The following is a 19,524-nucleotide window of genomic DNA, read 5'->3' as shown; positions in this document are numbered from 1 at the left end:
ACACTCTGCAAAATTTTCTCCGGAAACCGCACGCCATGGCTCGTTCGTCCCGCTTGCAACTTCCCCCTCTTCCCCGCTTCAAGCGGCCACCCGAGCTGCTGTATTCAGCGGACGAGCGACCACCGCTGCCCACCCTGGCCGGCCTGGCGTTCCAGCACGTCGCCACCGCGCTGGCGCTGGTCGCCTACGTGCTGGCAGCCGCCCGGATCGGCCGCCTGGACGCCGCGACCACGCAGGCCATGGTCACGGCCAGCATCCTGGGCATGGCGGTCTCGACCTTTCTGCAGTCCTGGGGCGGGCGGCTGGGTTCAGGCATGCTGGTGATCCACATGCCCGACCCGCTGCTGGTCGTCCTGTCCGGCATGCTGGCCGCCCAGTACGGCCTGGGCGGCCTGGTGCTGATCGGGCTGGTCAACGGCCTGGTGGCCCTGGGAACGGGGTCTCTCGTTCCCTATCTGCGCACCATCCTGCCCCCCACCGTCGCCGGCATCATCGTCTGCGTGGCCGGCCTGTCGCTCGTCGAGCCCGCGCTGCGGCACGTCACCGGGCTGGGCGAAGGCGGCCTGGCGGCAAACGGCCTGGACGCGGCCGACATCATGATCGGCGCGGCCACGCTGGCGACGATCATCGGCCTGTCGATCTGGGGCAGCCAGCGCGCCAAGCTGTCCGCCCTGCTGGGCGGCCTGCTGGCCGGCCTGATCGTCTCGGCCCTGACCGGCAAGCTGCACGGCTGGGATGCGCTGGCCGGCGCCCCCCTGTTCGGCCTGCCGCACCCGCCGATGCCTGTATTCAACATCGATGCCGGCATCCTGATCGCCGTCGCCGTGCTGTCGCTCATGACCCAGCTTGACGTCTTCGGCTGCGTGGTGCTGCTGCACAAAATGAACGAGTCCGACTGGCGCCGTCCCAGCATGCGGATGATCAGCGGCGGCATGCGCGCCTGCGGCCTGGGCAACATCGTGAGCGCCTTCCTGGGCGCCCTGCCCAACGCGGCCTCGTCGGCCAACATCGCCCTGGCGCACATCAGCCGCTCCACCTCTCGCTGGATCGGGCTGCTGACCGCCGTGCTGCTGGCGCTGATCGCCTTTCTGCCCCAGGCATCCCTGGCCCTGACCCTGATCCCAACCGCCGTCATCGGCGCCATTGAAATCTATGCCGCCGCCTACCTGATCGTCTCCGGCATCGAACTGATCGCTTCACGCGCCCTGGATTCGCGCGGCATCTTCATGATCGGCCTGTCCTTCGTGCTGGGCATGGGCGTGATCCTGATGCCGGAACTCGCCGCGCATGCGCCCGAGTCCCTGCGCTTCGTGCTCGGCAACGGCATCATTGTCGCCGGCGTGAGCGCCATCGTGCTGAACTCGCTGTTCCGCCTGGGCACCTCGCGCCAGACCGAACAGGCCTTCGAGGACGGCGAAGACGCGGCCGCGCCCATCCAGCAGGTGGTCGATTTCGTCGAAACCCAGGGCGGCGCCTGGAGCGCCCGGCGCGACGTGGTCCGGCGTGCCGCCCAGGCTACCCTGGAAGCCGCCGAGGCCATCCAGGGCAGCGGCGGCGAACGGCGTCTGCGCGGCATCCGGGGCAGCTTCGATGAATACAACCTGGACATCGAACTGCTGCACGAAGGCCCCGAACTGGAACTGGGCGCCCATCCGGGCCAGGCCCCCGCCGATCTGCTGGATATCGACGACACCGCCTTCCAGCACGCGCTGGATCAAGCCTTGTCGGGGCTGTCAGGCGTCATGCTGCGCAGCCTCGCCGACCGCCTGCAATCAGGCCGGCGCAGCGACGGGTTGACGTATCTGCGGCTGCATTTCGACCACTAAACCGGCTGCGCATTCGGCCAGATCGCTTCGTTGGTTCGCCTTGCCGTGCAACAGCACTGTCTGCGGCTTCCCGCCTCGCGCTCTGGCCGAATGCGCAGCCGGTGACGGATTCACTCGTCGCGGGTGACCGTCAACGCGGTAAACGACTGCGAGGTCGGCATCACCTCGATCGCGTTCACATTGACATGCGGCGGCAAAGACGCCACCCACGCCACCGTTTCCGCAATGTCCTCCGGGCGCAGCGGATGGGCGCCGGCGTACATCGCCGCCGTCCGTTCCTGATCGCCCTTGTAGCGGACGAGGGAAAACTCGGTCTCCCCGACCAGCCCCGGCTGCACGTCCGTCACCCGCACGCCCGTGCCCGCCAGGTCCGCGCGCAGATTGCGGCTGAACTGCGCCACGAACGCCTTGGTGGCGCCATAGACATTGCCGCCCGGATAGGGATATTTGCCGGCCACCGAACCGATGTTGATCACCAGCCCGCGCTTGCGGGCCACCATGCCCGGCAAGAAGGCGTGCGTCATCAGAGTCAGGCCAGTGATATTGGTGTCAATCATGGTCTGCCAATTCTGAAAGTCGGCCTCCTGGGCCTTTTCCGTGCCCAGGGCCAGCCCGGCATTGTTGACCAGCACGTCGATGGCGCGCCAGGCCTCGGGCAGTGACTGCTTTACGGCGGCGACGGCTTGCGCGTCCCGCACATCCAACTGGATCGGCAGCAGCGCGTCGCCATGCCGCCGTTGCAATTCCTGCAGAGGCGCCATCCGGCGCGCAGCGGCGATCACCCGATAGCCGTCACGCAGAAAACGTTCGCTGATCGCACGGCCGAAGCCGGCGGAAGCCCCGGTGACGAGGGCGATGGGTTGCTGTGTGGATTGGGTCATAAGTCCTCTGGATGCTCACTCTGCGTGCCGGTCGCGGGACCGGCATCCAAACCTGCGATGGTACTCCTTCGCGCAGGACCTCACCGGCAAGCGCAGAAGTGCGTAAGGCATGATCGGAAACCGCCAAAAGCACAAGACCCGCAAAACCGAATGGCAATGCGGGTCTTGCTTTCCGATGTCGGAAAAACCGGTCAGTCCACCAATGCAGTACCCGACCCCAGCGCCACGAGCCGCAGCGCACTCCTCAGGTTCTCTTTCATGAGCTTGCTCACCGCCTTCGCGGTATCCGCGTCGCGCGGGTTCGCCAGGCACGTCAGCAGCCGCTCGATGTCACCGTCCGTCAACACGACCTGATGCTGGTCCGAGCCGTCTTTGCCGTTCGGAACCCAGGCCGTGATCTGGACGCCCAGCCTGCCCTGGTCGTCTATCTGAGCTTCTGGAGACCCAGGAAACTTCGCGCGCAAGGCCCCTGCTTTCCCTGCTGACGACTCTTCGGTTTTTTTGATCTTCACGGCACCCCCATCATCTTGGATTACACCGGCTGATTCTATGCCTGCTCATCCTGAAAAATCCCTCAAGGAAAACCATGATCGCAAGCTTGCGGTTCGAGTCCTCTCCTGGGCATCGAACACGATCGGAAGCCGAAAAAAGAAAAACCCGCAAGACTTAACGTCTACGCGGGTTTCGCTTTTCGATGCTTGGTAGTGCATCGGACTGATTGGACTTCTCATCAAGAGAAGTGGTGCCCAGGAGAGGACTCGAACCTCCACACCTTGCGGCACATGGACCTGAACCATGCGCGTCTACCAATTCCGCCACCTGGGCACTGCATAACGTGTATGCTATTGTCTTCGCCGATCCGCTGCGTTTTTTAGCACGTCGTTCAGCGAAGACAGAACTATACACGACATTTTTTTTGGATGCAAATAGCCTTTGAAAAAGCGAACCAACAACGACAATAACCGCGACGCTTCCAACCCGCCGGCGAACGGTTCCTCCTTCGATTTCGACCCTAACGTCCCCACCCGCGAACAGGTACTGGACACCCTGCGTAAAGCCGGCAAGCCTCTCTCGCCGGAGGCTCTGGCCGACGCCACACACGCGACGATTCCCCTGTCCACCGGCTTCATCCGCCGCATCAAGGCCATGGAACGCGACGGCCAGGTGCGCTACAACCCCCAGGGAAGGTTGCAAATCTGCAACAACACGCACTTCATCACCGGCATCGTTCAGGGCCATCGGGACGGCTTCGGCTTTCTGATCCCTGACGGGGGCGGCCAGGACCTGTTCCTGTCGCCCCACGAAATGGCCAAGGTCCTGCACGGCGACCGGGTCAAGGTCAAAGAGTCCGGCGAATACCGCGGCCGCCCCGAGGGCGCCATCGTCGAGGTCGTCGAACGGCGTACGCTGAAACTGGTCGGCCGCTTCCTGAAAGAGCGCGGCGCCTTTATCGTCGCGCCCGAAGACCAGCGCATCAAGCACGACATTCTGATCGCGCCGCAGGACACGGCGGGCGCCGAGCCCGGCCAGGTGGTGACGGTGCAGATCCTGCGCCAGCCGGCCAGCCACATCCAGCCCTCGGGCCGCGTCACCGAGGTCCTGGGCGAGATCGACGACCCGGGTATGGAAATCGAGATCGCCGTGCGCAAGTTCGACGTGCCGGTGGAATTCTCCGACGCCACGCGCCGGCAACTGGCCTCGATCCCCGACCACGTGCGCGCGGAAGACTGGGACGGCCGCGTCGACCTGCGCGACGTGCCGTTCATCACCATTGACGGCGAGGATGCGCGCGACTTCGACGACGCGGTGTTCTGCATGCCCGCCGACCTGGGCACGACCAAGCGCGCGCGGCCCGGCTGGCGGCTGCTGGTGGCCATCGCCGACGTCAGCCACTATGTGCGGCCCAATTCGGCGCTGGACGAGGACGCCCTGGACCGGGGCACCAGCGTGTATTTCCCGCGCCGCGTCATCCCCATGCTGCCCGAAGCCCTGTCCAACGGCATCTGCTCGCTGAACCCGGACGTGGACCGCCTGGTGATGGTCTGCGACATGATGATCCCGGCGGGCGGCGCCAAGGCCGGCTCCGTCGCCGCCTATCAGTTCTACGAAGCCGTCATCCATTCCCACGCCCGCACCACCTACACCGACATCTGGGCGGCGCTGCAGCAGCCCACCGGCCCGGCGGCCCAGAACCTGGGCGATCTGCTGCCCCACGTGCAGACGGCCTACGATCTGTTCCAATCCTTCGAGCAGGCCCGTCGCAAGCGCGGCGCGATCGATTTCGACACGGTCGAGACCCGCATCGTCTGCAATCCCCTGGGCCGCATCGAGCGCATCGAACCCTATGCGCGCAACGACGCCCACCGCCTGATCGAGGAATGCATGCTGGCGGCCAACACCTGCGCGGCGGACTTCATCGTGCGCAACAAGGCCCAGGCGCTGTTCCGCGTGCACGACGGCCCGACCCCGGAAAAACTGCAGACGCTGCGTGAATACCTGCGCCTGCTGGGCCTGACGCTGGAAGGCGGCGATGACCCTTCGACCGCCGACTACGCCCGCCTGATCCAGGCCAGCCGGTCGCGGCCGGACTTCGCCGCGATCCAGACGATGTGCCTGCGCTCGATGCAGCAGGCCATCTACAGCCCCGAACAGACGGGCCACTTCGGTTTGGCCTACGAGCACTACGCGCACTTCACCTCGCCCATCCGGCGCTATCCGGACCTGCTGGTGCATCGCGTGATCCGGGGCCTGCTGCGCCAGCGCCGCTACCAGCCGCCGGTGCTGCCGGGCCAGCCCGCCGACCCCGCCCTGCCCGCGAAGATCCGCGAACGCGATGCCTGGGAAGCCCTGGGCGCGCTGCTGTCGGCCCGCGAACGGCGTGCCGACGACGCCTCGCGCGATGTCGAGGCCTGGCTGAAATGCTGGTTCGTGCGCGAGCACGTGGGCGAAGTCTTCAGCGGCCGGATCAGCAGCGTCACCAGCTTCGGCGTATTCGTCACGCTGGACACGCTCTATGTCGAAGGGCTGGTGCACATCTCGGAACTGGGCGGCGACTACTTCCAGTACCACGAGGCCCTGAACGAACTGCGCGGCGAGCGCACCGGCCTGCGCTACCAGTTGGGCGACGCCCTGCAGGTGCAGGTGTCCCGCGTGGACCTGGAAGCCCGGCGCATCGACTTCCGGCCGGTCAAGGGCGAGGACTTCAAGTCGCTGCAGGCCGAGATCGAGGGCGATCCCCGCCCTGCCGCGCGTCCGTATAAAAAAGCCGCCGGCGCCAAGCCCGCCGCCCTGCGCGGCACCACGGCCCGGCAGCGCCGCGCCGAGGCCAAGCGCGCCGCACGCCAGGAAACCCCGCGCAAGCGGCGCTCCTGATCCGGCGCACTACAATTCCAGGCATGGCCCGCCCGATGCGGCGGGCCGATTCATTTACTTCGATAGGCCCTGCCCGATGTCATCCCAACAAATCCTGGCCGGTTTCCACGCCGTGCAGGCGCGTCTGCGCCACGCTCCGGACTCCATCCGCGACGTCTACCTGGACACCTCGCGCCAGGACGCCCGCATGCAGCGCTGCATCGCACAACTGGAGGCCGCGAACGTGCGCTGGCACGCTGCCGACGCCCAGCGCCTGGACGGGCTGGCGCACGGGGTGCGCCACCAGGGCATCGTCGCCCTGGCCCGCCCGCGCCCGCTGGCCGTGGCGGTCGACGAGGTGCTGGACACGCTGGAAGATCGTGGCGAACCGGCCCTGCTGCTGGTGCTCGACGGCGTCACCGATCCGCATAATCTGGGCGCCTGCCTGCGCACGGCCGACGCCGCCGGCGTACACGCCGTCATCGCCCCGAAGGACCGCGCCGTCGGCCTGAACACGACCGTCCAGCGCGTGGCCTGCGGCGCAGCCGACACCGTGCCCTACCTGATGGTCACCAATCTGGCGCGCACCCTGCGCGCCCTGCGCGAGCGTGACGTCTGGCTGGTGGGCACGGACGACGACGCCGCGCACGGGATGCACCAGGTCGATGCGCGCCGCGCCATGGCCTGGGTGATGGGCGCCGAAGGCGAAGGCATGCGCCGCCTGACCCGCGAGACCTGCGACGAGCTCGTGTCCATCCCCATGCGCGGCTCGGTTGAAAGCCTGAACGTCAGCGTCGCCAGCGCGGTCTGCCTGTACGAGACCGTGCGCCAGCGGCTGGCGCCGGCCTGACCAGGCGTCAAAACAAAAAAGCCCCCCACGCTGCGCCTTCGGCTTGCTGCCCCCCGAGGGGGCCATTTTTGCCTTGGGGCGGCCCGGCAGCAAAAAAGCGCATAATGTCCGGGCCGACCCGCCCGGGCCGCGCCCTTTCCCATTCAATCCGACCCACCGCCTCCCCATGTCCGATCAAGGCTTCACCACCCGGCTCGTCCACGCCGACCACCACGCCAAGCTGGAGCACGGCGCCATCCACCAGCCCATCCATCCGTCCACCGAATACGCCTTCGCCGACGCGCGTGAGCTGGCCGCCGTCTTCCAGAACAAGCCCGGCTACACCTACGCCCGCCAGGGCACGCCGACCACGGCCTCGCTGGAAGCCAAAGTCACGGACATGGAACGCGGGCTGGGCACGGTGACCTTCGCCACCGGCATGGCGGCGCTGAACGCCATCTTCTTCGCCCTGCTGCGCCAGGGCGACCACCTGATCGCCAGCAAATACATCTTCGGCAACACCAACAGCCTGCTGATGACGCTGGAAAACTTCGGCGTGGAACTGAGCCTGGTGGACGCGACCGACGCCGCCGAGGTCGAAGCGGCGATCCGGCCCAATACCCGCATGGTCTTCGTCGAAACCATCGCCAACCCCGGCACCCAGATCGCCGACCTGAAAGCGATCGGCGATCTGTGCCAAGCGCGCAAGCTGGTCTACGTGGTCGACAGCACCCTGTCCTCGCCCTACCTGGCGCCGAGCCGGGACTTCGGCGCGTCGCTGGTGATCAATTCCCTGTCCAAGCACATCGGCGGCCACGGCAACGCCCTGGGCGGCGCCGTCACCCAGACCGGGCTGTACGACTGGACCGACTTTCCGCACATCTACGAGCAATACCGCAAAGGCGACCCGCGCGGCTGGGGCCTGCTGCAGATCAAGAAAAAAGGCCTGCGCGACATGGGCGGCACCCTGTCCTCGGACGTGGCCCATCGCATCGCCGCCGGCGCCGAGACCATGGCGCTGCGTATGGACCGCATCTGTTCCAACGCCCTGGCGCTGGCGCGCTTCCTGGAAGCGCACCCGCTGGTCGGCAAAGTCCGCTATCCCGGCCTGCCCGACCACCCCCAGCACGCGCGCGCCACGCAGTGGTTCGGCGGCCGCTACGGCGGCCTGCTGGGCGTCGAACTGCGTGATGACGTGGACGTCTTCGACTGCCTGAACCGCCTGCGTGTCGTGGCCCTGGCCACCCACCTGGGAGACAACCGCACCCTGGTACTGCCCGCCGCCCACACCATCTACTATGAGATGGGTCCAGAGCGCCGCGCCCTGATGGGCATCCCCGACGGTTTCCTGCGCATCTCCGTGGGGATCGAAGACGAAGCCGATCTGATCGGCGATTTCGCCCAGGCGCTCGGGAACCCCTGAACACCGTTCGACGCCGATTCCGGGTTTGGGGTATACCCCTACCCGGTGTTGGGATTTTTAACAAACGTCAGGAAACACGCGGGTTTCCAGTGATTTGTTCTTGACACCCCAGGCCATTCGAAGGCTTAATACGGCTTAGCCTTCGAACCGATCTGAATCCCGCCGCTCTGCGGCCGTGAAAACCGGATCGGCCTGGCTGCGACAGACCATCATCCATCAAACAGTCTGGCGGATCGTCCGCCTGGCCACAATAAACCTCAGGGGTATTTCATCAATGAACAAGACCGAGCTGATCGAGCACATTTCCTCCAAGACCGATCTCTCCAAGGCTGACGTGGGCCGTGCCCTGGAAGCCTTCGTGGGCGCCGTGAAGACCACCCTGAAGAAAAAGGGCTCGGTCACCCTGGTCGGCTTCGGCACTTTCGCCGTGTCCGAACGCGCTGCCCGCACCGGCCGCAACCCGCGCACCGGCGAAGAAATCAAGATCAAGAAGGCCCGCGTGCCGAAGTTCCGTCCGGGCAAGGCCCTGAAGGACGCCGTGAACTCCAAGTAATCCGGCGCTTCACACAAAAAGGCCACCGCATCGTCGGTGGCCTTTTTTGTTCCGGCCGCGCCCGCTGCCCGAGCCGGTCTTCACACTGAAAGGAAGCACACGATGGCAAGCGAAGGGGATGCGAGCCAGCTGATCGGTATGGTCACGCTGCTGGGGGCCGCCGTGGTAGCGGTGCCACTGTTCAAGCGCATCGGCCTGGGATCCGTGCTGGGCTACCTGGCGGCGGGGCTGGCCATCGGGCCCTACGGCCTGGGCCTGGTGGCCGACGCCCGGACCATCCTGCACGTGGCCGAACTCGGGGTGGTGATGTTCCTCTTCATCATCGGGCTGGAAATGAAGCCCTCGCACCTGTGGAATCTGCGCGGGCAGATATTCGGGCTCGGCAGCCTGCAGGTCGCGCTGTGCGCCCTGCTGCTCACCGGGGTGGGCGTCGGGTTCGGCTTTCCCTGGCAGGTGGCGTTCGTCTGCGGCGCGGGCTTCGTGCTGACCTCCACCGCCATCGTCATGCAGGTGCTCGCCGAACGCGGCGACATCCTGGCGCCGCGCGGCCAGCGCATCGTCTCCATCCTGCTGTTCGAGGATCTGCTGATCGTGCCGCTGCTGGCAGTGGTGGCCTTTCTCGCGCCGGCCGACGCCGCGCCGGCGGCCGCGGCGCCGCTGTGGCAGCGCGTCGGCACCGGCCTGCTGTCGCTGGGCGCGCTGGCGGCGGCGGGGCTGTGGCTGCTCAACCCCCTGTTCCGCGTGCTGGCCAAGGCCAAGGCGCGCGAGGTGATGACGGCCGCCGCGCTGCTGGTGGTGCTGGGCGCGGCGCTGCTGATGGAACTGGGCGGCCTGTCCATGGCCATGGGCGCGTTCGTCGCCGGCGTGCTGCTGTCGGAATCGTCCTTCCGCCACCAACTGGAAGCCGACATCGAACCGTTCCGCGGCCTGCTGCTGGGCCTGTTCTTCCTGGGCGTGGGCATGGCGCTCGACCTGGACGTGGTGGCGCGCGACTGGCGGCTCATCGGCCTGGGCGTGATCGCGCTGATGCTGGCGAAAGCGCTCTGCATCTACGGCGTGGCGCGGTTCGCCGGCAGCGGCCGCGCCGACGCCATCGACCGCGCCACCCTGATGGCGCAAGGCGGGGAATTCGCGTTCGTGCTGTTCGCCGAGGCGCTCAGGCTCACGGTCATCAGCCCCGCGATCAACGCCGACATGACGGCGATCATCGTGCTCTCGATGGCCATCACCCCGCTGGTGGTGGCGGTCCGCAAGCGCTACGTGCGCGCCGAGTCCGCATCGCTCGACGGCGTCGAGGCGCCGCAAGACTTGCGGGGCAATGTGCTCATCATCGGCTTCGGCCGTGTGGGGCAGATCGCCAGCCAGGGGCCGCTGGCCCGGGGCGCCGAACTGTCCATCATCGACAATGACCCCGACGTGGTCCGCAATGCCGCGCGCTACGGCTTCAAGGTCTACTTCGGCGACGGCGCCCGCGCCGACGTGCTGCGCGCCGCCGGCGCCCGCCATGCCCAGGTCATCCTGATCTGCGTGGACGACCCGGTCGCCGCCACGCGCATCGTCGAGAACGCGCGGCGCGAATGCCCCCACACCCGGCTGGTCGTGCGCGCCTTCGACCGCGAGCACGCGCTGGAACTCGTCCGGCTCGACGCCGATCACGTGGTGCGCGAAACCTTCGAAGCGGCGCTGCTGATGGGGCGCCATGCGGTCCTGGCCCTGAGCGCCACGGACCAGGAGGCCGACAACCTGGAAGCCGAAGTGCGCGGCCGCGACACCGAACGCTTCGCCCTGGAAACGGCCGGCGGCACCTTCGCCGGGCGCGCGCTGCTGCTGGGCAACATCGAGCGCATCGACCCGCCGCGCCACGACCGGAAGCCGGGTACGCCCGTGCCGCCGGAGAACGGCGGAGGTTGATCGGCGTGCCGGGGCGTGGATGCCGTCAGCCCCGCCGTGCATCGGCGGGGTTTGCCGCCCCCCGCGCGCACCGATATAATGCGCCCCTGCGCCCTGGCGAACCGCCGGGGCCATCAGGCAGGTATCCGGGTGCTTAGCTCAGTTGGTAGAGCGGCGCCTTTACACGGCGTAGGTCGGGGGTTCGAGCCCCTCAGCACCCACCACGGACAGCCATCGCCTTTCAGGCTCACTGTGACGTCAAGCATAACTTTGCCATTTGGAAAGCTTATGCTTTATCTCACGACAGTTGCCATCCATTGACAGGAGCCTCACATGGTCGCCCGCATCAAGATCGATTTCGTCTCCGACGTGTCTTGTCCCTGGTGCGCGGTGGGGTTGGGCTCGCTGGAGCAGGCATTGTCCAGGATCGAGGGCGAAATCGAGGCGGAGCTTCATTTCCAACCCTTCGAGCTGAACCCGGACATGCCGCCCGAAGGGCAGGATACTGTCGAGCGTCTATCGCGCAAGTACGGCATGACGCCGGAACAGGTCCGCCAGAACGGCGAAGCCATCACGGCGCGGGGCCGCGAGATCGGCTTCACCTTCAACATGGACAAACGCACGCGCACGTACAACACCTTCGATGCGCACCGACTGCTGCATTGGGCCGGCCTCGAAGGCCATCAATTGACCTTGAAGCATGCGCTGCTGAAGGCGTACTTCACGGACGGCGAGAATCCCAGCGATCGCGAGACTCTGATCAGGCTGTGCCGCGAGTCGGGGCTGAACCAGGATCGCGCACGCGAGATCCTGGACTCCGGCGAGTATTCGGCGGAAGTACGAGCGCGCGAACGCTTTTACACCCAGCAGGGTATCAACTCCGTCCCTTCCATCATCTTGAATGACCGGCACCTGATCCAGGGCGGCCAGGCTTCCGAGATATTCGAGCAGGCGTTGCGTCAGGTTGCTGATGCCGGATGAATCGGCCCGGAATTCACCATGTAGAGGCCCTGATGGGCAGACTCCGCCGATCTGGCTAGCCCGAGGCGTCTATTGAGAAAATGCGCGTCGATCCGCCTGACGCTGATCAGCAGCGCACCCAGGCATTTGCGCCCCAGCTAATCCCTCCATTTTTGGCGATTTTCAGCAACTCGGAGACCTGTTGAAAAAAACGCCTCTAATCACTGCAACTTTTTTCTTCAACACGATTGGCAGCGTTATGCCTGATTCCGTGACAACCGGCAAAGTTACGCTTTATCGGAAGGAGTTCAGCCTGTCGCGAGATTCTGAAGCACAACGTCCCGAACATTCCTGACGTGCATGAAAGTCAAGACGTTACCTTCAGCTACGTCCCAGAGCAGAGGCAAGTACGTAGAATTGGAAAGTACTTGATCCTTTCGCCTCACGGAGGCGCCTCATGAGAAAGCTTATCGCATCCACCTTCGTCTCACTCGACGGCGTTATGCAGGCGCCGGGCGGACCAGAAGAGGATCCCACCGGCGGTTTCACCTTCGGCGGCTGGACGTTCGACTATTGGGACGAGGTCATGGGCCGCTCCATGCACGGTTTCGACGGCAAGGACCGTGAGCTCGTACTCGGGCGCAGGACTTATGAGATATTCGAGGCGCACTGGCCATACCAGCCGGCCGACGACCCGATTGCGCAGACATTCAATGCGACCCGAAAGCACGTCGCCTCGCGCACGCTGAAGGCGCTGCATTGGAACAACTCAACACTTCTGCGCGGCGATGTGATCTCGGCAGTCGCGGCACTCAAGGCAGAGCCGGGACGGGATCTGCAGATCATTGGCAGCGGCAATCTGATCCAGACGCTGCAGGCCGCGTCGCTGATCGACGAGTACAACATGTGGACCTTCCCCGTCGTGCTCGGGCGCGGCAAGCGGCTGTTCGAAGCCGGCGCGAAGCCCGGTGCGCTGCGGCTTGTCGCTTCGCAAACATCGACGACCGGCGTGGTGATGAGCACCTATGTGCCGGCCGGCGACATCCCGTTGGGTTCGTTCGCGCATATCCAGCCGAGCGCAAAGGAAGTGGAAAGGCGTGCGAAACTGGCACGCGAGGCGGGCTGAGGCGGCGCCTGCAAGCGCCTCAGCCCCTACACACAGAGTGTGCAAGCCCCACAGGCATCCACACTCCGGCGGATTTACAATCCCGCCATGACTCCCACACCGCATTCCCCAGGCTCGCTGCGCTGCGGCCTGGACGCCCTCGGCCAGTTCGATGAAATCATCGACGTGCGCACGCCCGCCGAATACGCAGACGACCACATCCCCGGCGCCCTGAGCGCGCCCGTGCTCAGCAACGAGGAACGCGTCCTGATCGGCACGATGTACGCCCAGGAATCGCCCTTCAAGGCCACGCGCCTGGGCGCCGCGCTGGTCGCGCGCCACATTGCCGAATACCTGGAGACGATCTTCGCCGACCGGCCGCGCACCTGGCGGCCGCTGATCTACTGCTGGCGCGGCGGCAAGCGTTCGGGCTCCATGACCACCTGGTTCAACCTGATCGGCTGGAAAGCGCGCCAACTGGACGGCGGCTACAAGACCTGGCGCCGCCACGTGATCGATGCCCTGGCCGAACGTCCGGCCGGCCTGGACTGCATCGTGCTGACCGGCCCCACCGGGTCGGGCAAGACCCGCCTGCTGCAATCGCTGGGTGCAGCAGGCGCCCAGATCCTGGATCTGGAGGGGCTGGCCCGCCATCGCGGCTCATTGCTGGGCGCGCTGCCGGATCAGCCGCAGCCCAGCCAGCGCGGCTTCGAGTCCGCCCTGCTGCACGCCATCGAGGCCCTGGATCCCGCCCGACCGGTCTTCGTCGAGGCCGAAAGCCGGCGCATCGGCCAGGTCGGCCTGCCCGACGCCCTGCTGAACGCCATGCACGCGGGCCGCTGCGTGCGCGTGCGCGCGGCTCTGCCGCAACGCATCGCCTTTCTGCTGCAGGACTACGCCCATCTGTTCGACACACCCGACGATTTCGGCCAGACGCTGGAACGGCTGATCGGCCTGCACAGCCGCCAGACGGTCCGCGACTGGCAGGCCCTGATCGCCGCCGACCGGCGGGCCGAGCTGTTCCAGGCGCTGGTGGAAAGCCACTACGACCCCGCCTACCGCCGCAGCAGTGATTCTCACTACGCCGATCTGGACCAGGCGGCAGCGTTCGACTATGACCCGACGGCCGACGACGGCCACGCCCAGGCCCGCGCCCTGATCGAACAACTGCGCCTCCCGGCCTGAGCCTCAGTCCCCACCCTACAGGATTCCCGCTCCATGAACGTCCCCGATAACGCCGTCCCCCGCCTGACCTCTCTATCCCACGGAGGCGGCTGCGGCTGCAAGATCGCCCCCGACGTGCTGGCCCGCCTGATGCGCGACGCTCTGCCCGCCGGGCCGTTCCCCGACCTGCTGGTGGGCACGCAATCGTCCGACGATGCAGCCGTCTACCGCATCAACGACGAACAGGCGCTGATCGCGACGACCGACTTCTTCATGCCCATCGTCGACGATCCGCGCGACTTCGGCCGCATCGCCGCGACCAACGCGCTGTCGGACGTGTATGCCATGGGCGGGCGCCCGATTCTGGCCCTGGCCCTGGTCGGCATGCCGATCAATGTGCTGCCGCACGACACCATCGCCGCCATCCTGGCGGGCGGCGCCTCGGTCTGCCAGCAGGCCGGGATTCCCATCGCCGGCGGCCATTCGATCGACTCCGTGGAGCCGATCTACGGCCTGGCCGTCATCGGCCTGGCGCACCCGGACCGCATCAAGCGCAACGACCGCGCCCGCGCAGGCGACGTGCTGATCCTGAGCAAGCCGCTGGGCGTGGGCATCCTGTCGGCCGCCCTGAAAAAAGAACGGCTCGACGCCGAGGGCTACCAGGCCATGATCGACAGCACCACCCAATTGAACACCCCGGGCGCCCGCCTGGCCGAACTCGATGCCGTGCATGCCCTGACCGACGTGACCGGCTTCGGCCTGCTGGGCCATGCCCTGGAAATGTGCCGGGGTTCGGGCCTGCGCGCCGAACTGTCCTACGCCGCCCTGCCCTGGCTGGCGCCCGCGCCGGACCTGGTCCGGGACGGTATCCAGACCGGCGCGTCCGCGCGCAACTGGACCGCCTGCGGCGCCGACGTCACCCTGGACGCCGGCCTGCCCGACGAAGCCCGCGCCCTGCTGACCGACCCGCAGACCTCCGGTGGCCTGCTGGTCGCCTGCGCCCCGGAGGCCGCCGACGAGGTCCTGGCCCTGCTGCGCGCCGACGGCTTCGCGCAAGCCGCCCGCATCGGGCGCCTGGAGGCCGGATCCGCCCATATTCGAGTATCCTGAACCCCGTCCCATTCCCCGGAGTCCCCATGGCCGATCCCTTGATCATCGCCCGCAACGCCGACGTCCAGGCCGTCCTGCTGCCCCAGTTGGCCAACCGCCACGGCTGCATCACCGGCGCCACGGGCACCGGCAAGACCATCACCCTGCAGGTCCTGGCCGAATCGTTCTCCCGCATCGGCACGCCGGTCTTCATGGCGGACGTCAAGGGCGACCTGACCGGGATTTCCCAGGCGGGCGCCGCGTCGCCCAAGCTGGCCCAGCGCCTGGCCGACCTGGGGCTGCCCGAACCCGTCTGGGGCGGCAGTCCGACCACGCTGTGGGACATCTTCGGTGAGCAGGGCCATCCGATCCGCGCCACTGTGTCCGACCTGGGGCCGCTGCTGCTGTCCCGCATGCTGGACCTGAACGACACCCAGGAAGGCGTGCTGACGCTGGCTTTCCGCGTCGCCGACGACGAAGGCCTGCTGCTCCTGGACATGAAGGACCTGCGCTCCATGCTGCAGTTCGTGGCCGACCACGCCGCTGAACTGCGCACCCGCTACGGCCAGGTGTCCTCGGCCTCGATCGGCGCGATCCAGCGCAATCTGCTGCGCCTGGAATCCCAGGGCGCCGAGACCTTCTTCGGCGAACCCATGCTGGACGTCTTCGACTGGATGCGCACCGACGCCCAGGGACGCGGCATGGTCAACATCCTGGCCGCCGACCGCTTGATGCAATCGCCGCGCCTGTACGCCGTCTTCCTGCTGTGGATGCTGGCCGACCTGTACGAACGCCTGCCGGAAGTCGGCGACCTGGACAAGCCCAAGCTCGTGTTCTTCTTCGACGAAGCCCACCTGCTGTTCAAGGACGCCCCCGCCGCCCTGCTGGAAAAGATCGAGCAGGTCGTGCGCCTGATCCGCTCCAAGGGCGTGGGGGTGTATTTCGTCAGCCAGAACCCGACCGACATTCCCGACACCGTGCTGGGCCAGTTGGGCCACCGCGTGCAGCATGCCTTGCGCGCCTACACCCCCCGCGACCAGAAGGCCGTCAAGACCGCCGCGCAGACCATGCGCCCCAATCCGGGGCTGAACATCGAGGCCGCCATCACCGAACTGGCCGTGGGCGAGGCCCTGGTGTCGATGCTGGACCCCAAGGGCCAGCCCACGCCTACGCAGCGCGTCTGGATGCTGGCGCCCGGCAGCCGCATCGGCCCGGCCACCGACGCAGAGCGCCAGGCGCTGCTGGGCGCCTCTCCGCTGGCCGGCAAGTACGACCAGACGGTGGACCGCGAATCCGCCTACGAGATCCTGCTGCAGCGCGCCCAGTCCGGGAACGACGCAGCCAAAGGCGCGGCCGCAGGCAGCGGATCGCCCGCCGCCCAGGACAGCGGCATCACCGGCGTCCTGAACGACTTTCTGTTCGGCTCCACCGGCCCGCGCGGCGGCAAGCGCGACGGCGTGGTGCAGTCGGTCGCCAAGAGCATGGTGCGCAACGCCGCCAATCAACTGGTGCGCGGCCTGCTGGGCTCCCTGGTCGGCGGCAAGCGGCGCTAGGCCATGCCACTCGCCGCGAACCTGGTGCGCTGCCGCTGGTGCACGGACGATCCGCTGTACCAGCGCTACCACGACAGCGAATGGGGTACGCCCTCGCGGGACCCCTGGCATCTGTTCGAGATGCTGATCCTGGAGGGTTTCCAGGCGGGCCTGTCCTGGCTGACGGTGCTGCGCAAGCGCGAAGCCCTGCGCGCCGCCCTGCTGGACTTCGATCCCCATGCCCTGGCCCGGACCGACGAGGCCTGGGTCCAGGACCGCATGCAGGACGCCCGCATCATCCGCAACCGGCTGAAGCTGCGCGCCGCAGGCCGCAACGCGCGGGCCTGGCTGGCGCTGCCCGATCCGGTCGGCCTGGTCTGGTCGGTGGTCGGCGGGCAGCCCGTCATCCATCACTACGCCGCCCCCGAAGACGCGCCCGTGGCCGGTCCCGAGGCCGACGCCCTGAGCCGCCTGCTGAAGCGCCACGGCTTCACTTTCGTCGGTCCGACCATCTGCCAGTCCTATCTGCAGGCCATCGGCTGCCTGATGGATCACACCACGGACTGCCATCGCTACCGGGCGCTGGCAGCCTAGGCGTCCATGACGCTGACCGAAGCCTATCGAGCCGCTCTCTACTGCATCGACACCGATCCGCCGGTCGTCCTGCGCATCGGCCGGCCGCAGCCTGCACTGCGATCTCTCATGCCCTCCGGCGGCGAGGCCGGCGGCCTCTTTCTGACCGCCTGCAATCCGCGCAGCCGCCGCCTGCGCCCCGCGGCCAATGCCCGCCGCCTGCGCGCGCTGCGGCGGGCGGTCGAAGGTCTCGGCTACGCCTGGCGGCCGGGCCGCGGCCTGGACCCGCTGGGTTTGTGGCCCGACGAACCCAGTCTGTGGGTCCCCGGCCTGCCCCTGGACGCAGGCCTGCGGCTGGCGCGCCGCTTCGGGCAGAACGCCCTGGTCCAGTGCGGACCGGACACAGTGGCGCGGCTGGTCTGGACGTCCCGAACGACGCTGCCGCCCGGCGCGCGCATCTGCTAAGGTAAACAGCTCGCCCCATTCCACGGAGCCCCTTCATGCACCCACTCTTCACCCGCCACACCGCCTTTCACGTCATCATCGCGCTCACCGTCGTGTGCGCCTTGCTGGCCTTGTCCTTCAGCGCCGGCTGGTGGCTGCCCTGTCTGCTGTTCCTGGGCCTGAGCCTGCTGGGGGTCTACGATCTGAACCAGACCCGGCACGCCATCCGCCGCAATTACCCGGTGATCGGCAATCTGCGTTTTCTGTTTGAATTCATCCGCCCCGAAGTCCGCCAGTATTTCTTCGAGGACGACACCCTCAAGCTGCCCTTTTCGCGCGTGGACCGGTCCCTGGTCTACCAGCGCGCCAAGCAGCAGATGGACCAGCGCCCCTTCGGCACCCAGGGCGACGTCTACGGCAACGCCTACGAGTGGATCAATCACGCCATGGTCCCGGTCCACGTCCAGGATCACAATTTCCGCACCACGGTCGGCGGACCGGACTGTACCCAGCCCGTGGATCTGTCGGTCTTCAATATTTCCGCCATGAGCTTCGGCGCGCTGTCGGCCAACGCCGTCATGGCCCTGAACAAGGGCGCAGCGCTGGGCCGCTTCGCCCACGACACGGGCGAAGGCGGCGTCAGCCAATACCATCTGCAGCACGGCGGCGATCTGATCTGGAACATCGGCTCAGGCTACTTCGGCTGCCGCAACCAGGACGGCAGCTTTTCCGAAGAACGCTTCGCCGACATGGCCCGGCGGGACAACATCCGCATGATCGAGATCAAGCTGTCCCAGGGCGCCAAACCCGGCCACGGCGGCATCCTGCCGGCGCCCAAGGTCACGCCGGAAATCGCCGCCGCGCGCGGCGTGCCGGTCGGCCAGGACTGCGTCTCCCCGTCCAGCCACAGCGCCTTCCAGACCCCCATCGAACTGATGCATTTCATCGCCCGCCTGCGCGAACTGTCCGGCGGCAAACCGGTCGGCTTCAAGCTGTGCATCGGCCACCCCTGGGAATGGTTCGCCATGGCCAAGGCCATGGTGGCCACCGGCATCACGCCCGACTTCATCGTGGTCGACGGCTCCGAAGGCGGCACGGGCGCGGCTCCCATCGAATTCGTCGACCACGTCGGCACGCCGCTGCGCGAAGGCCTGCGCCTGGTCCACAACACGCTGGTGGGCGTCGGCCTGCGCGAACGCATCCGGCTGGGCGCCTCGGGCAAGGTCATCAGCGCCTTCGACATGGCGCGCCTGATGGCCCTGGGCGCGGACTGGTGCAACAGCGCCCGCGCCTATATGTTCGCCATCGGCTGCATCCAGGCCCAGACCTGCCACACCGGCCGCTGCCCCACCGGCGTCACCACCCAGGACCCCAAGCGCCAGCAGGCCCTGGTGGTCGAGGACAAATCGGTGCGCGTGGCCAACTACCACGGCAATACGCTCAAGGCCCTGGGCGAACTGCTGGGCGCGGCCGGCCTGGCCCATCCCAATCAACTGCGCCCGCACCACATCGCGCGGCGCATCGCCAACGGCGAGGTGCGCGTCCTGTCCGCCCTGTTCCCCGACCTGGAAAAGGGAGAATTGCTGGAAGGCCGGTTCCGCAACACGATCTTCCGCACCGCCTGGCCCATGGCCCAGGCCGAGTCCTTCGAGCCGCTGTACAGCCTGAGCGCAGCCCTGTCAGGCCATGCCGACAAGACGCTGGCGCCCGACGCGCATGCAGGCGCGCAGCCCGGGATGGAACCGGCATGAAGCAGGCCACGCATCGATCTGTCACATCTCCTAGGGAATCCACCTATGGTCTGGCCCCCTGCCCGATCTATACTGAAGCTGCTACCTGATAGGTAGTCCATCACGCCCCAAGGCGTTGACTTTGCACCGCTCCCATGCGGTGCTGCTGCCCAC

Annotated in this window: 16 protein-coding genes and 2 tRNA genes; 15 read left to right on the top strand and 3 right to left on the bottom strand. The window is 67.1% G+C overall.

What is annotated here, in order from left to right; translation table 11 throughout:
* Positions 1-35 precede the first annotated feature (35 nt).
* Positions 36-1,826: a uracil-xanthine permease family protein gene (locus tag ACFO0J_RS14450; protein ID WP_376813790.1), complete on the top strand. Its 1,791-nt coding sequence runs from the start codon at positions 36-38 to the stop codon at positions 1,824-1,826.
* A 110-nt stretch (positions 1,827-1,936) separates the two neighbouring features.
* Here the strand turns inward: ACFO0J_RS14450 and ACFO0J_RS14445 are convergent, their stop codons facing one another.
* The 3 genes from ACFO0J_RS14445 to ACFO0J_RS14435 all read right to left on the bottom strand — a co-directional run bounded on the left by ACFO0J_RS14445 (position 1,937) and on the right by ACFO0J_RS14435 (position 3,532).
* Positions 1,937-2,707, bottom strand: coding sequence for an SDR family NAD(P)-dependent oxidoreductase (locus ACFO0J_RS14445; protein ID WP_376813789.1), 771 nt, complete (start codon positions 2,705-2,707; stop codon positions 1,937-1,939).
* A 191-nt stretch (positions 2,708-2,898) separates the two neighbouring features.
* A complete protein-coding gene (locus tag ACFO0J_RS14440) occupies positions 2,899-3,219 on the bottom strand; it encodes a hypothetical protein (protein WP_376813788.1) in 321 nt (106 codons plus the stop codon).
* Positions 3,220-3,447: 228 nt separating this feature from the next.
* Positions 3,448-3,532 (bottom strand) — tRNA-Leu (locus ACFO0J_RS14435).
* A gap of 108 nt (positions 3,533-3,640) precedes the next feature.
* Between ACFO0J_RS14435 and rnr the strand changes: the two genes are divergently transcribed.
* The 14 genes from rnr (at position 3,641) to ACFO0J_RS14365 (ending at position 19,371) form a co-directional block, all read left to right on the top strand.
* On the top strand, positions 3,641-6,079 hold the full coding sequence (gene rnr, locus ACFO0J_RS14430) for a ribonuclease R (protein ID WP_376813787.1): 2,439 nt from the start codon (positions 3,641-3,643) through the stop codon (positions 6,077-6,079).
* 76 nt (positions 6,080-6,155) lie between these two features.
* Positions 6,156-6,908, top strand: a complete 753-nt coding sequence (gene rlmB, locus ACFO0J_RS14425) for a 23S rRNA (guanosine(2251)-2'-O)-methyltransferase RlmB (RefSeq protein WP_376813786.1) — start codon at positions 6,156-6,158, stop codon at positions 6,906-6,908.
* 166 nt (positions 6,909-7,074) lie between these two features.
* Complete coding sequence (locus ACFO0J_RS14420) at positions 7,075-8,310, top strand: cystathionine gamma-synthase family protein (RefSeq protein ID WP_376813785.1); 1,236 nt, start codon at positions 7,075-7,077, stop codon at positions 8,308-8,310.
* Between the two features lie 274 nt (positions 8,311-8,584).
* The gene (locus ACFO0J_RS14415) at positions 8,585-8,863 is read left to right on the top strand and encodes an HU family DNA-binding protein (RefSeq protein ID WP_376813784.1); all 279 of its coding nucleotides are present in this window, start codon (positions 8,585-8,587) and stop codon (positions 8,861-8,863) included.
* A gap of 102 nt (positions 8,864-8,965) precedes the next feature.
* Positions 8,966-10,774, top strand: coding sequence for a monovalent cation:proton antiporter-2 (CPA2) family protein (locus ACFO0J_RS14410; RefSeq protein WP_376813783.1), 1,809 nt, complete (start codon positions 8,966-8,968; stop codon positions 10,772-10,774).
* A 127-nt stretch (positions 10,775-10,901) separates the two neighbouring features.
* Positions 10,902-10,977: transfer RNA gene (locus tag ACFO0J_RS14405), tRNA-Val, on the top strand.
* Positions 10,978-11,086: 109 nt separating this feature from the next.
* Entirely contained in the window at positions 11,087-11,734 is a 648-nt protein-coding gene (locus tag ACFO0J_RS14400) for a DsbA family oxidoreductase (protein ID WP_376813782.1), read from the top strand.
* A 436-nt stretch (positions 11,735-12,170) separates the two neighbouring features.
* Entirely contained in the window at positions 12,171-12,839 is a 669-nt protein-coding gene (locus ACFO0J_RS14395) for a dihydrofolate reductase family protein (RefSeq protein WP_376813781.1), read from the top strand.
* A gap of 87 nt (positions 12,840-12,926) precedes the next feature.
* Entirely contained in the window at positions 12,927-14,003 is a 1,077-nt protein-coding gene (gene mnmH / locus ACFO0J_RS14390; RefSeq protein WP_376813780.1) for a tRNA 2-selenouridine(34) synthase MnmH, read from the top strand.
* A 33-nt stretch (positions 14,004-14,036) separates the two neighbouring features.
* A complete protein-coding gene (gene selD / locus ACFO0J_RS14385; protein WP_376813779.1) occupies positions 14,037-15,092 on the top strand; it encodes a selenide, water dikinase SelD in 1,056 nt (351 codons plus the stop codon).
* Between the two features lie 26 nt (positions 15,093-15,118).
* Positions 15,119-16,624, top strand: a complete 1,506-nt coding sequence (locus tag ACFO0J_RS14380) for a helicase HerA-like C-terminal domain-containing protein (RefSeq protein WP_376813778.1) — start codon at positions 15,119-15,121, stop codon at positions 16,622-16,624.
* A gap of 3 nt (positions 16,625-16,627) precedes the next feature.
* Positions 16,628-17,197, top strand: a complete 570-nt coding sequence (locus ACFO0J_RS14375) for a DNA-3-methyladenine glycosylase I (protein ID WP_376813777.1) — start codon at positions 16,628-16,630, stop codon at positions 17,195-17,197.
* A gap of 6 nt (positions 17,198-17,203) precedes the next feature.
* The gene (locus ACFO0J_RS14370; protein ID WP_376813776.1) at positions 17,204-17,641 is read left to right on the top strand and encodes a DUF3293 domain-containing protein; all 438 of its coding nucleotides are present in this window, start codon (positions 17,204-17,206) and stop codon (positions 17,639-17,641) included.
* A 35-nt stretch (positions 17,642-17,676) separates the two neighbouring features.
* Complete coding sequence (locus ACFO0J_RS14365; protein ID WP_376813775.1) at positions 17,677-19,371, top strand: FMN-binding glutamate synthase family protein; 1,695 nt, start codon at positions 17,677-17,679, stop codon at positions 19,369-19,371.
* Positions 19,372-19,524: the final 153 nt, after the last annotated feature.

The organism is Castellaniella hirudinis (genome assembly GCF_042651965.1).
In the GTDB taxonomy this organism is placed as follows: Bacteria; Pseudomonadota; Gammaproteobacteria; order Burkholderiales; family Burkholderiaceae_B; genus Castellaniella; species Castellaniella hirudinis.
Note: the sequence above shows the minus strand (reverse complement) of the source record. Positions and strands in the feature narration are given on the sequence as shown.

Excerpts from the sequence above, each read along its gene's own strand:
- rlmB (WP_376813786.1), top strand. The coding sequence starts at position 6,156 with ATGTCATCCCAACAAATCCTGGCCGGTTTCCACGCCGTGCAGGCGCGT.
- ACFO0J_RS14445 (WP_376813789.1), bottom strand. The coding sequence starts at position 2,707 with ATGACCCAATCCACACAGCAACCCATCGCCCTCGTCACCGGGGCTTCC.
- ACFO0J_RS14370 (WP_376813776.1), top strand. The coding sequence starts at position 17,204 with ATGACGCTGACCGAAGCCTATCGAGCCGCTCTCTACTGCATCGACACC.
- selD (WP_376813779.1), top strand. The coding sequence starts at position 14,037 with ATGAACGTCCCCGATAACGCCGTCCCCCGCCTGACCTCTCTATCCCAC.
- mnmH (WP_376813780.1), top strand. The coding sequence starts at position 12,927 with ATGACTCCCACACCGCATTCCCCAGGCTCGCTGCGCTGCGGCCTGGAC.
- ACFO0J_RS14365 (WP_376813775.1), top strand. The coding sequence starts at position 17,677 with ATGCACCCACTCTTCACCCGCCACACCGCCTTTCACGTCATCATCGCG.
- ACFO0J_RS14380 (WP_376813778.1), top strand. The coding sequence starts at position 15,119 with ATGGCCGATCCCTTGATCATCGCCCGCAACGCCGACGTCCAGGCCGTC.
- ACFO0J_RS14450 (WP_376813790.1), top strand. The coding sequence starts at position 36 with ATGGCTCGTTCGTCCCGCTTGCAACTTCCCCCTCTTCCCCGCTTCAAG.
- ACFO0J_RS14410 (WP_376813783.1), top strand. The coding sequence starts at position 8,966 with ATGGCAAGCGAAGGGGATGCGAGCCAGCTGATCGGTATGGTCACGCTG.
- ACFO0J_RS14375 (WP_376813777.1), top strand. The coding sequence starts at position 16,628 with ATGCCACTCGCCGCGAACCTGGTGCGCTGCCGCTGGTGCACGGACGAT.
- ACFO0J_RS14400 (WP_376813782.1), top strand. The coding sequence starts at position 11,087 with ATGGTCGCCCGCATCAAGATCGATTTCGTCTCCGACGTGTCTTGTCCC.
- ACFO0J_RS14420 (WP_376813785.1), top strand. The coding sequence starts at position 7,075 with ATGTCCGATCAAGGCTTCACCACCCGGCTCGTCCACGCCGACCACCAC.
- ACFO0J_RS14415 (WP_376813784.1), top strand. The coding sequence starts at position 8,585 with ATGAACAAGACCGAGCTGATCGAGCACATTTCCTCCAAGACCGATCTC.
- ACFO0J_RS14395 (WP_376813781.1), top strand. The coding sequence starts at position 12,171 with ATGAGAAAGCTTATCGCATCCACCTTCGTCTCACTCGACGGCGTTATG.